Source organism: Arthrobacter sp. AB6, from assembly GCF_031844545.1.
Classification (GTDB): Bacteria; Actinomycetota; Actinomycetes; order Actinomycetales; family Micrococcaceae; genus Arthrobacter.
The window spans coordinates 132,012-144,586 of record NZ_JAUZVL010000006.1; the positions used below are offsets into that span (position 1 = coordinate 132,012).

General features: G+C 66.8%; 10 protein-coding genes and 2 tRNA genes. 4 read left to right on the plus strand and 8 right to left on the minus strand.

Annotated features, from left to right (window positions below; all coding sequences use genetic code 11):
- Nucleotides 1-14: 14 nt before the first annotated feature.
- The gene (locus Q9R30_RS07065) at nucleotides 15-1,727 is read right to left on the minus strand and encodes a glycoside hydrolase family 13 protein (protein ID WP_311217155.1); all 1,713 of its coding nucleotides are present in this window, start codon (nucleotides 1,725-1,727) and stop codon (nucleotides 15-17) included.
- Nucleotides 1,728-1,823: 96 nt separating this feature from the next.
- Between Q9R30_RS07065 and Q9R30_RS07070 the strand changes: the two genes are divergently transcribed.
- Nucleotides 1,824-3,029 carry an ROK family protein gene (locus Q9R30_RS07070; protein ID WP_311217156.1) on the plus strand — a complete coding sequence of 402 codons (1,206 nt, stop codon included), beginning with the start codon at nucleotides 1,824-1,826 and terminating at the stop codon, nucleotides 3,027-3,029.
- Between the two features lie 6 nt (nucleotides 3,030-3,035).
- On the opposite strand, the gene Q9R30_RS07075 is transcribed toward Q9R30_RS07070, so the two are convergent.
- The 6 genes from Q9R30_RS07075 to Q9R30_RS07100 all read right to left on the minus strand — a co-directional run bounded on the left by Q9R30_RS07075 (nucleotide 3,036) and on the right by Q9R30_RS07100 (nucleotide 8,109).
- Nucleotides 3,036-3,686, minus strand: a complete 651-nt coding sequence (locus tag Q9R30_RS07075) for an NAD(P)H-binding protein (protein ID WP_311217157.1) — start codon at nucleotides 3,684-3,686, stop codon at nucleotides 3,036-3,038.
- A 16-nt stretch (nucleotides 3,687-3,702) separates the two neighbouring features.
- Entirely contained in the window at nucleotides 3,703-4,260 is a 558-nt protein-coding gene (locus Q9R30_RS07080; protein ID WP_311217158.1) for a dihydrofolate reductase family protein, read from the minus strand.
- 195 nt (nucleotides 4,261-4,455) lie between these two features.
- Nucleotides 4,456-4,529, minus strand: a tRNA-Met gene (locus tag Q9R30_RS07085).
- Nucleotides 4,530-4,590: 61 nt separating this feature from the next.
- Nucleotides 4,591-4,662, minus strand: a tRNA-Thr gene (locus Q9R30_RS07090).
- 250 nt (nucleotides 4,663-4,912) lie between these two features.
- On the minus strand, nucleotides 4,913-7,048 hold the full coding sequence (locus Q9R30_RS07095) for a DEAD/DEAH box helicase (RefSeq protein ID WP_311217159.1): 2,136 nt from the start codon (nucleotides 7,046-7,048) through the stop codon (nucleotides 4,913-4,915).
- 404 nt (nucleotides 7,049-7,452) lie between these two features.
- Nucleotides 7,453-8,109: an MOSC domain-containing protein gene (locus Q9R30_RS07100; protein ID WP_311217160.1), complete on the minus strand. Its 657-nt coding sequence runs from the start codon at nucleotides 8,107-8,109 to the stop codon at nucleotides 7,453-7,455.
- 196 nt (nucleotides 8,110-8,305) lie between these two features.
- Between Q9R30_RS07100 and Q9R30_RS07105 the strand changes: the two genes are divergently transcribed.
- Genes Q9R30_RS07105 through Q9R30_RS07115 form a run of 3 tightly spaced genes read left to right on the plus strand, consistent with a single transcriptional unit; the run spans nucleotide 8,306 to nucleotide 11,713 of the window.
- Nucleotides 8,306-8,947: a Tat pathway signal protein gene (locus Q9R30_RS07105; protein WP_311217161.1), complete on the plus strand. Its 642-nt coding sequence runs from the start codon at nucleotides 8,306-8,308 to the stop codon at nucleotides 8,945-8,947.
- A 2-nt stretch (nucleotides 8,948-8,949) separates the two neighbouring features.
- Nucleotides 8,950-10,161, plus strand: a complete 1,212-nt coding sequence (locus Q9R30_RS07110) for a glutathionylspermidine synthase family protein (RefSeq protein ID WP_311217162.1) — start codon at nucleotides 8,950-8,952, stop codon at nucleotides 10,159-10,161.
- A gap of 13 nt (nucleotides 10,162-10,174) precedes the next feature.
- Nucleotides 10,175-11,713, plus strand: a complete 1,539-nt coding sequence (locus Q9R30_RS07115) for an APC family permease (protein WP_311217163.1) — start codon at nucleotides 10,175-10,177, stop codon at nucleotides 11,711-11,713.
- 76 nt (nucleotides 11,714-11,789) lie between these two features.
- Here the strand turns inward: Q9R30_RS07115 and Q9R30_RS07120 are convergent, their stop codons facing one another.
- Nucleotides 11,790-12,560, minus strand: coding sequence for an SDR family oxidoreductase (locus Q9R30_RS07120; RefSeq protein ID WP_311217164.1), 771 nt, complete (start codon nucleotides 12,558-12,560; stop codon nucleotides 11,790-11,792).
- Nucleotides 12,561-12,575: the final 15 nt, after the last annotated feature.

The following is a 12,575-nucleotide window of genomic DNA, read 5'->3' on the forward strand; positions in this document are numbered from 1 at the left end:
GGCCGGTACCGGCATCAGCGCAGCCACGCGGTGGTGTTAGCGGGCAGCTTGCCGTCCTCCAGGACATCGCTGCTGACCAGGACGGCGCCTGCCGGGAGGTCGACGGCGGTGTCCCCGAAGTTGGTCACGGACTGCCAGCCGTTGGGGCGGCGGAAGTGGAGGACCTCCGGGTTGCCGGTATCCACCCATTCCAGCACTTCGTCCGTCTGCAGCTCGCGGCGGAGCTTCAGGGCCTTGCGGTAGAGCTCCAGCGTGGAACCCTCGGTCCCGTCCTGCGCCTCGACAGCGTACTTGCTGAACCAGTCAGGCTGCGGCAGGTGCGCGCCGCCGTCACCGAAGCCGAAGGAGGTTCCCTCGACCTTCCAGGGCAGGGGCACCCGGCAGCCGTCACGGCCGATTTCGACGCCCTTGTTGCGGAAGAACGAGGGATCCTGGCGCTCTGATTCCGGGATCTCCGCCACTTCCTGGAGTCCCAGCTCCTCACCCTGGTACAGGTAGGCAGAGCCGGGGACGGCGAGCATCAGCAGCGTGGCGGCGCGGGCACGGCGTTCACCGAGCTCCACGTCCAGCTCCTCCTCGGGGCCGCCGGCCAGCAGCCAGTCCTTGCCGTCCTGGCCCTTGGTGCGCTCCTTGCCCTTGGAGACCTGCGGCAGGCCGTACCGGGTGGCGTGGCGGACAACGTCGTGGTTTGAGAAGACCCAGGTGGAGGAGGCTCCCGTGGCAGCCGCCTCGGCCAGGTTGCGCGTGATGATCTCGCGGAACTCCGCCGCGTCGAAGTCGGCCTGCAGGAGGTCGAAGTTGAAGGCCTGGCCGAGTCCCTCGGGGCTGGCATAGCGGGCACGGCGCGTGGCATGGACCCATGCCTCGGCGACGGCGGTGCGCGGCGGGTTGTACTCGTTGAACACCTCGCGCCATTCGGCGTAGATCTCATGCACTTCGTCGCGGTCCCAGAAGGGGTGCGTGCCGTCGTCGAAACCGTCCACGCCGGTGTTGGCCGCGCTCAGTTCCAGCTTGGACAGCAGCGGTTCGGTGAGGTCCTTGGTCAGCGCATGCGCCACGTCCACCCGGAAGCCGTCCACGCCGCGGTCGGACCAGAAGCGCAGGGTCTTCAGGAAGTCCTCGCGGATTTCCCGGTTGGACCAGTTCAGGTCCGGCTGCTCCTTGGCGAAGATGTGCATGTACCACTGGCCGGGGGTGCCGTCCGGCTCGGTGATGCGCTCCCAGGCAGGGCCGCCGAAGACGGAGTCCCAGTCCGATGGCGGGAACTCGCCGTTGGGGCCTTTGCCGTCACGGAAGATGTACCGGTCCCGTGCGGGTGATCCCTTCGGGGAAGCGAGCGCTTCCTTGAACCACTGGTGCCGGTTGGAGGAGTGGTTGGGGACGATGTCGGCGATGAGTTTGATGCCGGCCTGGTGCAGCGCCTTGGCCATCTCGTCAAAATCGGCCAGCGTGCCCAGCTTCGGGTCAACGTCGCGGTAGTCGTCCACGTCGTAACCGCCGTCGGCAAGCGCCGAGGGGTAGAACGGGCTCAGCCAGACGGCATCAATCCCGAGCGATTTCAGGTAAGGGACCTTGGCGGTGATGCCCTTGAGATCGCCGATGCCGTCGCCGTTGGAGTCCGCGAAGCTGCGCGGATAGATCTGGTACACAGCGGCTTGGCGCCACCAGTTGGGATCGGCCAGGCGGTGGGAATCGGAAAGGGTTGCCAGAGTGGCGGTGGTGGACAAGGGGTGATCCTTTGCTGCTTGTCGACTATATTTATTTTGGTTCTAAATTTAGCTGCCCGATCATTATCTGGCGCCCTGCCCGGAAAGGTCAACAGCATGGCTGAAACCACCGCCGCCACACCCCAGCTGCTCCGCCGAGTAAGCGCCGGGGCTGTGCTGGACTTCATGCGTTCCTCCGGTGTTGTCACCGTCACCCAAGTCATGGAAGCCACCGGCCTCACCCGCGCCACGGCCATCTCCGTCTGCGAGGACCTCCAGGAGCGGGGCTGGCTCCGCGAACTGGAGAACCAGCGTGCATCCGGCGGGTACCGGAAGGGCAGGCCCGCCCGCCGGTTCGAACTCAACGAGCGTGCCGGCTGCGTGCTGGGCATGGATGTGGGGGTTTCCAAGGCCACCGTGGTGGTGTCGGACCTTCGCGGGCAGGTGCTTGGGCGGTCCACCCTGCCCTTCGCGGAAGCCGAAATTTCGGCTGGGGAACGCATCTCCGTCATCGACCGCGCCGCGATGACGGCCCTTCGCAGCGTGGGCGCCGCCCCGGCGTCGGTCCTCGCCGCCTGTGCCGGCATCGCCGCCCCGGTGGACCGCAACGGTGACGTGCTGGTGGCCCAGCACTTCTGGGGATTGTTCGACGTCGGCCTGAAGGCAGCCATGCGGGACCGGCACGGCTGGACGGTCCTGCTGGAAAATGACGCCAACCTTGCCGCGCTCGGCGACCGCTGGCGGGGTGCGGCGGCGGGAGTGGACGACGTCGTGGTGATCCTTGCCAGTGAGCGTTTCGGTTCAGGGGTGATCGACGGCGGGCGGCTGCTGCACGGGAGCCGCGGCGGCGCCGGTGAACTCGCCTTCCTGGACCAGGTTGAGGGCGTGGGGGACACCTTCGGCATTGCCAGCCTCGCCAGGACGTGGGCGGCCGAGGCGCTGGCCGGCAAAACCCGGACATCCCTCCGGGATTATGCAGCCCAAGGCGGCGCGGAGGCTGAGCACGTCTTCGCGGCCGCTGCGGAGGGCGACGCCGTGGCCCTGCTCATTCTTGAACGCCTGGCGGACCGGCTGGCCCGGGTCATTGGCGCGGTTGCAACGGTGTTCAACCCGGAGCTTGTGGTGATCGGCGGTGCAGTGGCCAACTCCGCAGGCGTCCTGCTCGAACCGATCAAACGGCGGCTGAAGGATTTCACCGCCACTCCCCCGCGGATTGCGGTCTCGCCGCTGGGCGACTCGATCGTGACCGTTGGGGCCGTCCGGGGCGCGCTGGACTACGTGGAGAAGCATTCCCTCGACTTGCAGCTGATCCCCCGCGCTTAGTCCGCGCTAGGGCTGCAGGGCAGCGGCGATGGGCAGCGTTCCGTCACAGAATTCGATGGTCCTGCCCGCGGTTTCCGGCAGGTCCAGCACGGCGACCGCGACGCTTGCGGTATTGCTCCGGGAGGTTTCCCGGGTGCCCCCGGGGGCGGGACCAACGTCGATCAGCCCGGTTCCCGGCTTGTCCGTCAACGTCCCCGGGCCCAGGATGGTCCAGGCGAGGCCCGTGCCGCGCAGGTACTCGTCGGCGGCGGCCTTCGCCTCGGCGTACGCAAAGAAGGAGTGGTCCGCCGGCACGCCATGGTCCTTGGCCGCGCCCAGGTAGGAAACCATCACGTAGCGGCCCACCTTGGCGTCGGAGGCAGCATCCATCGAACGGATGGCCGCGTCGCGGTCCACCGCATAGGTGCGTGACGGGTTCCCGCCGCCCGCACCGGCGGACCAGACCACCGCGTCATGGCCCTTCAGCGCTTCGGCGAGTGCCGCCGTCGTCGCATTCTCAACGTCCAGGACCGACGGCGTTGCGCCGGTTCCGGCAACATCGCCGGCGTGGTCCGGGTTCCGGATGAACGACGTAACGCTGTGGCCTTCTTCCGTGAGCAGGGCGGACAGGTGGAGGGCCACTTTGCCGTGGCCGCCGATGATTGCGATTCGCGTCATGGACCCATTCTGCCCTTCACCGCAGGATGCGGTAGCGCAGGTACGCCACGCCGTTGCCGAAACGGCGCAGGTCGAGGAGCTCAAGCCTGGATTCCAAGCCGCCGGGCAGGAAACGCAGGCCCCCTCCCACGGCCACCGGACTGATGAGGAGCTGGCACTCGTCCACCAGTCCCGCCCGGAGCGCGGCGGCGGCCAGCGTGGCTCCGCCGATGCTGATGCTCCTGTCCGTACCGGCCTTCATTTTGCGGACGGCTTCCGGATCGAAGGTCCGCTCCACGCGGGTGCGGGCGGTGGTGGTTTCAGCCAGCGATGAAGAGTAGACAACCTTGTCTGCCTCCTGCCAGATCCGGGCATAGTCCTGAATGACCGGCGGGTCCCCCGGGCCGCCCATCGTTTCCCAGACCGACATCACCTCGTACATGCGCCGTCCGTAAAGGTGCGTACCGGCGTCGCGCTCCAGGTCGTTGACGAAGGCGTGGACTTCCTCGTCGGGGGCGCTCCAGTCGAAATTGCCGTGGCTGTCAGCCACATACCCGTCCAGGGAGGTGATGCAGGTGTAAATAAGCCGGCCCATGGTCCCCATTGTGGCCGCGAAGGCAGGGAGTTGGAAGCCGCCGCGTCCACGCGCAGTTCCCCGGCGGGGTCAGGCAGTCCGCCGGAACCAGTCGTTCCGGCAGGCCAGGAAGTACCTCAGGACCTTCCGTGGGTGCCGCGCAAAAAGGGCACAGAAAAGCCCCCGGAATCTTGGGGATTCCGGGGGCCTAGCCTGTAGCGGTGGGGAGGCTCGATCTCCCGACCTCACGATTATGAGTCGTGCGCTCTAACCAACTGAGCTACACCGCCACGAATGAGAAAAACCTGCGCCAAGCCGGTCAAAACCGCCTTGACACAGGCCCTCATCCAGAGCCCCCCACCGGAATCGATCCGGTGACCTCGTTCTTACCAAGAACGCGCTCTACCACTGAGCTAGGGGGGCAACGAGTAAATACTCTACCGGAAGATTTTCCCACCAACAAATCGGCGCTCCGACGCAGCCCTGGCCCCTTAAAAGCGCATAAAACCGGGCCTCAATGAGCCTTCGGTGCGCCAATGAAGGGCTGGCAGAACCCGCAGTGAAACTGGTGTGACGAAGCGAACACGCCGGTCCCGCCGTCGTGCGCTTAAACGCCAGTGGGCCGGCTCGAAAGCCGGCCCACTGGGGGGAACTGCGTCAGGCTAGCTGACGGTTACCACTTGCCCTTGCGGTTGAAGTCTCGCTGGCCGCCCTCGTTGCCGTGGCGGGGCTTGCGGGAGCCGTCACCGTGGCCGCCGAAGCGGGAGTCACTGGCCTGGCCGCGGCTGGCACCGCTGTCAGCGCTGAAGGAGCGCTCGCTGTAGGAGCGGCCGCCGCGGTCCGCGGAGGAACGCTCGCCGTCGTTCTTGCGGAAGTCTTTCTTGAACCCGCCGGCGCCCTTGAAGTTGCCTCCCCGGTCACCGCCGCGGTTGCCTTGGTAGGAGCCGCGCTCGCCGGCAGGCTTGCGGCCGTTGTCCAGCTCGAGGTGGATCAGCTCGCCGCCGATCCGGGTGCGGGACAGGGCACGCAGCTGCTCGGGGCTCAGGTCCGCCGGGAGCTCCACGAGGGAGTGGTCCGAGCGGATATCGATGCCGCCGATCTGTGCCGAGGAGATGCCGCCCTCGTTGGCAATGGCGCCCACGATGGAACCGGGCATGACGCGCTGGCGGCGTCCCACGGCGATCCGGTAGGTGGCGTTGCCCTCGGTGAGCGTGCGGGTCGGTCCGCGGGAGCCGAAGCCGTCCTTGGAGCGCTCGCGCTTCTGGAACTCGGGAGCTGCGGGCAGTTCCTTCACCAGCAGCGGCTGCCCGCCCTGGGCCATGACGGCAAGCGCAGCAGCGATCTCCGAGGCAGGCACATTGTGCTCTTCCTCGTAGGAGGCGATGAGGTCGCGGAACGGGGCCACGTCCTCGGAGGCGAGGGTTTCCGTGATGCGCTCGGCGAACTTGCCCAGGCGCAGGGTGTTCACGGTCTCGGCGGTGGGCAGGTGCATCTGCTCCACCGGCTGGCGCGTTGCCTTCTCGATGGAACGCAGCAGGTACTTCTCCCGCGGCGTCATGAACAGGATGGCGTCACCGGAACGGCCCGCACGGCCGGTGCGGCCGATGCGGTGCACGTAGGACTCGGTGTCGTGCGGGATGTCGTAGTTGATGACGTGGCTGATGCGCTCCACGTCAAGGCCACGGGCGGCGACGTCGGTGGCCACGAGGATGTCGATGCGGCCTTCCTTCAGCGCGTCAACGGTGCGCTCACGCTGCTGCTGGGGGATGTCACCGTTGATCGCGGCAGCCTGGAAACCGCGGGACTTCAGCTTGTCAGCCAGGTCCTCGGTAGCCATCTTGGTGCGCACGAAGGCGATGACGCCGTCGAACTCTTCCACCTCGAGGATGCGGGTCATGGCGTCGAGCTTGTGCGGGCCCATGACCTGCAGGTACCGCTGGCGGGTGTTGGCGCCGGTGGTGGTCTTGGACTTGACGGAGATCTCGGCCGGGTTGTTCAGGTACTGCTTGGACATGCGGCGGATCTGGCTCGGCATGGTGGCGGAGAACAGTGCAACCTGGCGGTCCGACGGGGTCTGCTGGAAGATCTGCTCCACGTCTTCGGCGAAGCCCATGCGCAGCATTTCGTCGGCCTCGTCCAGCACCAGGTACTGGAGCTCGGACAGGTCCAGGGAACCCTTGGAGATGTGGTCGATCACGCGGCCGGGGGTACCGACGACAACCTGGGCGCCGCGGCGCAGGCCGGCGAGCTGGGGGCCGTAGGCGGAGCCGCCGTAGACGGGGAGGACGGTGAAGTCATCGATGTGCTTGGCGTACGAGGTGAAGGCCTCGGCTACCTGGAGGGCCAGCTCGCGGGTGGGAGCCAGGACCAGTGCCTGGGTCTTCCGGGACGGGCCGTTGAGGTCGTGGAGCTCGGCCAGGCGGGAGAGTGCCGGTACTGCGAATGCTGCAGTCTTACCGGTGCCGGTCTGGGCGAGGCCCACGACGTCGCGGCCTTCGAGCAGCAGCGGGATGGTTGCTGCCTGGATGGGGGACGGCTTCTCGTAGCCGACGTCCTGGAGGGCGGCGAGGACGCGTTCGTCAATGCCGAGGTCGGCGAACTTGACGCCTTCTTCTTCGTCTTCCTCAGCCTGGGCGGCGGGAGCGGCGGCGGCAGGAACTTCCTCAGCCTCGGCGGCGGGAGCGGCCGGTGCTTCAGCAGGAGCTTCGGCGGGAACCGTTGCGGCCTCAGCTGCAGGAGCAGCGGGCTCGGTGAATTCGATGCTGGCGGTTGCTGCTTGAGCGGCGGCGTCGTTGTGATTTTCGGGCATAGGGGAATATTCCTCATCCATAGGGGGCCAGGCGGCACTACCCGAGGTGAGCGGAGCCGCAGTACGTGTGACTAAAGGTGCCAGGCAAACATTGACTGGCGGTCACAGAAGTCCGGCGCTTTCGCAATCCCGTGGCAGGACTTCCCGCTGCATCTCTTGGCTGCTATCCCAGCAGTCTGTACAGCGTTTTCTTTAGCCGGCTCTCCCTATGAAAATGCCCGCATCGCTTGTGCGGGCCCCAACACTTGCCAGTCCTGCCTCAAAAATTGGGCAGGAATAAGGGATTTCCGGAGTGGGGGATGTTTCCAGTGTAGGGCACGCGGCCGCTCCAGCGGAAATTAAGGGCCCGACGGCGGCGGTGAGCTTGCGCACACCGCTCCCCTTCCAGCCGCTTTAGCCTGGGGTTACCGGCCCAGCTGCCGTTCCAGCGCCTCGAACTTCTGGTTGAACTCCGGCTGCTGCAGGCGGATCTCGCCGTCGGCATCGGCGTCGCGCAATGCTTCCATCGCCTCCAGGTCCGGCTCGCTGAACCACTTGCCCACAGTGATGCCGTGCTTCGGGACATATAGCCGGTGGATATGGTCTCCCGCCTGGATGCTCCCGGTCCTGATGACGCGCAGATAGGCTCCCACCCGGCCCTCCTCCGTGAACCTCTTGACGAAGTGGGGCTCCCCCATCCGGCGCTGGAAGGTGGCGCAGGGGGTACGGGGCGAGGTCACTTCCACTTCGACGTCCAGGCCGATCCGCCAGCGCTCGCCAATCACGGCACCAGTGACATCGATCCCGGCCACCCGCAGGTTTTCGCCAAAGATCCCCGGGGGCAGGTCCCTGGCGAGTTCACGGGACCAGTAGTCCGCATCCTGCCGGCAGTAGGCGTACAGGGCCTGGTCCGGTCCCCCGTGGTGGACGCGGTTCGCCTGGATGTCACCCTGGAGGCCCAACCGGTGCACTTTGACCGGGCCGTCGGCGGGGCGCTTGTCGATGGCGGTGACGCCCACGTTCGAGGTATCCGGCAGGAGCTGGTGGACGCGGCACACGGCAAGGACGGAGGCGGTTTCCATGGCTCCAGTGTATGGCTCCCCTTGACGGCCCCTACACCCAACTCGCACTCATTTAAAGTCGCCAAACAGCGGTTTCGCGGCGTTTAATGCGAGCTGCTTGGGCCAGCGGGCACCGGCAGGGACTACGCTGATTTGAGGATTGCAATTGGGGGTGCGCCGCTGTGCCCAATTCACGTGGACAACTCAGGGGGACACCATGGACCCGAACAAGGACCCGGACCACGGGCGGCCCGGCAGCGAGCCGCCTGCGGGCGAGGGCCACCAGCCGGCCGGCGAGGGCGTCCAGCCGGCCGGAGACGGGCACGGCGGCGCCAAGCCTCCTCCCTGGCAGGTACCCAAGCCGGAACTCCGCCCCGAGCTCCTGGATCAGCCGGTTACCCCGGTGGACCCGTTCGCCCGGGACCGCGAACGGCAGCTCGACGAGGAGGCGTCCCGGAAGAAGCGCTCCCAGCGGCGCACCGTTGTCGTGGGTTTGGGCGTGACGGCGCTGCTCGCCGGCACCATCACCGCCGTGGTGGCCAGCAACCAGGATGATCCCGAGTACGCGCAGGTGTGTTTTAACGACGAAACGGGCGAGCGCGTGGAGGACACCAACTGCAACAGCTCCGCCGGAAGGGGCGGCGGCCTCTATGCCTGGTACTTCTTCTCCCGCGGCGCGTACGTCCCCGCTATCGGCCAGAACCGCTCCACGGCCCCCAACTACTCGAGGACCGTGCCCAGCGGCGCGAAGGCGTCCACGGGGTACAGCTCCCAGGGCGGAACGGTCAGCCGGGGCGGGTTCGGCACCAGCGCGAAGAGCGGCACCAGCAGTGGCGGCAGCAAAGTCTCGGGGGGCTGAGTGTGAAGCGGTTGATGTCCGAGCCCCGGCCCGGCTGGAAGCAGAAGATCGAAGAGCAGGGCTTGGTGTTCTCCACCACCACCATGGAGGACGGCCGCCGGATGGAGTACTGGAACGAGGCCGCGTACTACGAATTCACCATGGAGGAGGTGGAAACCCTCGAGGTGACGGCCGAGAACATGCACAAGATGTGCCTGGAAGCGGCGAAGTTCCTGGCCACCGGTGCCATGGGCAACATCGGCATCGGACCGCAGGCGCTGGAGCTCGCCGCGGAATCCCTCCAGGCCGGGGACGTGGATGTCTACGGCCGGTTCGACTTCATCTATGACGGGCAGGGCGGCCCGGCCAGGATGCTCGAGTACAACGCGGACACCCCCACGGGCCTGATCGAGGCGGCGGTGGCGCAGTGGTTCTGGCTGCAGGACGTCTTTCCGGAAAAGGACCAGTGGAACGGCATCCACGAAGCCCTGATCCGGCAGTGGAAGAAGGTGCAGTACCGCACCGGGATGAGCACCCTGCACGTTGCCCACTCGGAGGTTGAGGAGTCCGGCGAGGACTGGATGACCGCGGCCTACATGCGGGACGTGGCCGGCCAGGCGGGCTGGACCACCATTGGCATCAACATGTCCGATATCGGCTGGGATCCCAACCTCAACCGCTTCGTGGACCTGGACAACTTCATGATCAGCACCATCTTCAAGCTCTACCCGTGGGAGCTGATGATGAAGGAGCCGTTCGGGCACCGGCTGCTGGAACGCGCCCACAACCCCCGCTGGATCGAGCCGGCCTGGAAGATGCTGCTCTCCAACAAGGCCCTGCTGGCCGCGCTGTGGCACCTCTACCCCGAGCACCCCAACCTGCTGCCCGCGTACCTCAACGAGCCGGGGCCGCTGAAGGAATGGGTGGCCAAGCCCCTGCACGGCCGCGAAGGCGACAACATCAAGATCCACGCGCAGGGCATCAGCCTTGAGCAGCCCGGCGGCTACGGCCGTGAAGGTTGGTGCTACCAGCAGTACCAGGAGTTGCCCGCCTTCGACGGCAACCATCCCGTGCTGGGCCTGTGGGTGGTGGACGGGGAATCCGTGGGCTGCGGCATCCGGGAATCGGACGGGCCCGTCACGGATTATTACTGCCGCTTCGTACCGAACACCATCGACGCGCCGGCGCCGCTTTCGGCCGTGGCCGCCTCCAGCAAAGCAGGTATCGCACTATGAACCCGGTGACAGCATGAGCACAGGCATTACGACGGCGGGAGGCCCGGGCGGCGCGCCCGGCACCACAGTCCCGGCCAAGGGGCTTCGGGCCGGCATCCTGGATCTCGGCGACTCCGTGATGATCGGCCTTGCCTCCACCGCACCGGTGTACTCACTGGCGGCAACACTTGGCCTCATCGTGGCCGTGAACGGGAACTACACTCCCCTGATCCTGCTGCTGGGCTTTGTCCCCGTCCTGTTCATCGCCTACGCGTTCCGCGAACTGAACAGTGCCATCCCGGACTGCGGAACCACCTTCACCTGGTCGCGCCGTACCTTCGGCCCCTGGGCGGGCTGGCTGGGTGGCTGGGGCGTGGCGCTCGCGGGCATTGTTGTCCTGGCAAACCTGGCCCAGGTGGCCGGACAGTACCTGTGGCTCCTGGTGGGTGACGGCTCGCTCGCGGAAAACAAGGTGCTGGTCACTGCCACGGGCGTGTTGTTCATCGCTGTCATGACACTGGTTAATTACCGCGGCATCCGGCTCGGCGAGCATGTCCAGCGGGTCCTGACGTATGTGCAGTACATTGCGCTGGGCATTTTTGCCGTGGCCATCGTCGTCGGGATTGTCCGGGGCTCGGCGGGCGGCGACACCACCATCCAGCCCTTCGATTTCGAGTGGTTCAACCCGGCAGGTGCCTTCGCGGACCCCGGAGCAGTGGTCCACGGCGTGCTCCTCGCCCTGTTCATCTATTGGGGCTGGGACACCTGCCTTGCAGTGAATGAGGAAACCGAGAACCCCTCCACCACCCCTGGCCGCGGTGCCGTGATCTCCGCGTTCATCCTGGTGGCCATCTACGTCTCCGTCGCACTGCTGGTGATGATGTACGCAACCGTGGGAACGGAAGGCATCGGCCTGGGCAACGAGGCCAACCAGGACGACGTCTTCCTTGCCATGCGGGACGTGGTGCTGGGCCCGTGGGGCTGGCTGATCGTCGTCGCGGTCCTGGCCTCGGTGCTGTCCTCCACCCAGACCACCATCCTGCCCACGGCCCGCGGCACCCTCTCCATGGGTGTCCACGGCGCACTGCCCGCGAAGTTCGGCGAGGTCCACCCGAAGAACCAGACGCCGGGCTTCTCCACGCAAGTCATGGGGGCTGCGGCCATCGCGTACTACGTGGCCATGAGCTTCCTGAGTGAAAACCTGCTGTCCGATTCCATCAGCGCCATCAGCCTGTTCATCGCGTTCTACTACGCGCTGACCGGTTTCGCGTGCTTCTGGTATTTCCGCAGCACTCTGGGACAGTCCGCGCGGAACCTGTGGTTCCGGGGCATCCTTCCGCTTGTGGGCGCGCTCCTGCTGACGGCCGCCTTCTTCATCTCGGCCGTCCAGATGTGGGACCCGGCCTACGGCAACACCCAGATCTTCGGCGTCGGCGGCGCGTTTGTGAGCGGGGTGCTGCTGCTGGCCCTGGGTGTGCTCCTGGCCGTGGTCTGCCGTTTCCTGCCATCAACCCGGGGCTACTTCACCGGGACCAGCGTCGCAGGCGAAACCCCCGCCCACTCCCCCAAGTAGGTAGCGCTAAGTGTCGTTTTGAGGGGTCAAAACGACACTTAGCGCTACCCAGTTGGGCCAGGCGCGCAAAGGTGCGTCATGCCGAGAAGCCGCCGTCGGATTTGATGAGCTGGCCGGAGACCCAGCGGCCGGCGGGTGAGAGCAGGAACGCCACGGTGGCGGCGGCGTCGGCCGGTGTCCCCAGGCGGCCTCCCGGCTGGCGGTCGGTCAAAGCTTCCCGGACCGCGTCGTCCATCCAGCCAGTGTCCACCGGCCCCGGGTTCAGCACGTTCGCCGAGATGCCCAGCGGCCCAAGCTCCCGGGCCGCTGCAATCACGATCCGGTCCAGCGCACCCTTCGAGGCGCCGTACGGCAGGTTGAACGCTGTGTGGTCACTGGTCAGCGCAACGATCGCGCCCCCGTCGTCCGTTGCCTGCCGCGCGAAGGCGGCAATCAGCTGCCAGCTGGCCCGGGTGTTCACGGCGAAGTGCCGCTCGAACGATTCAAGGCTGGTATCCAGGATCCCCGAATCGACGGACTCGGCGTGGCTCAGCACCATGCCGTGCAGCGGGCCGGCGAGCTGAACGGCGTCAGCCACCAGTCTCTCCGCCGCGGCAGGGTCCTCCAGGTCCGCCGGCAGGGCGTGGGCCTGGGCTCCGATGGCTTCCAGCTCGGCGGTCAGGCGGACGACGCCGTCCGGTTCCGTTCCCCACGGCATGCGGGCGTCGTAGTCCGGCCAGTAGGCCAGGACCAGGTCCCAGCCTTCCGCCGCCAGCTGCCGGGCAACACCGGCGCCGATGGAGGCAAGGCGGCCCGCGCCCGTCACCAGGGCTACGTTTCGGACGGGAACTTCGGGTGGGGTCTCCATGGCACCAGCCTAGCG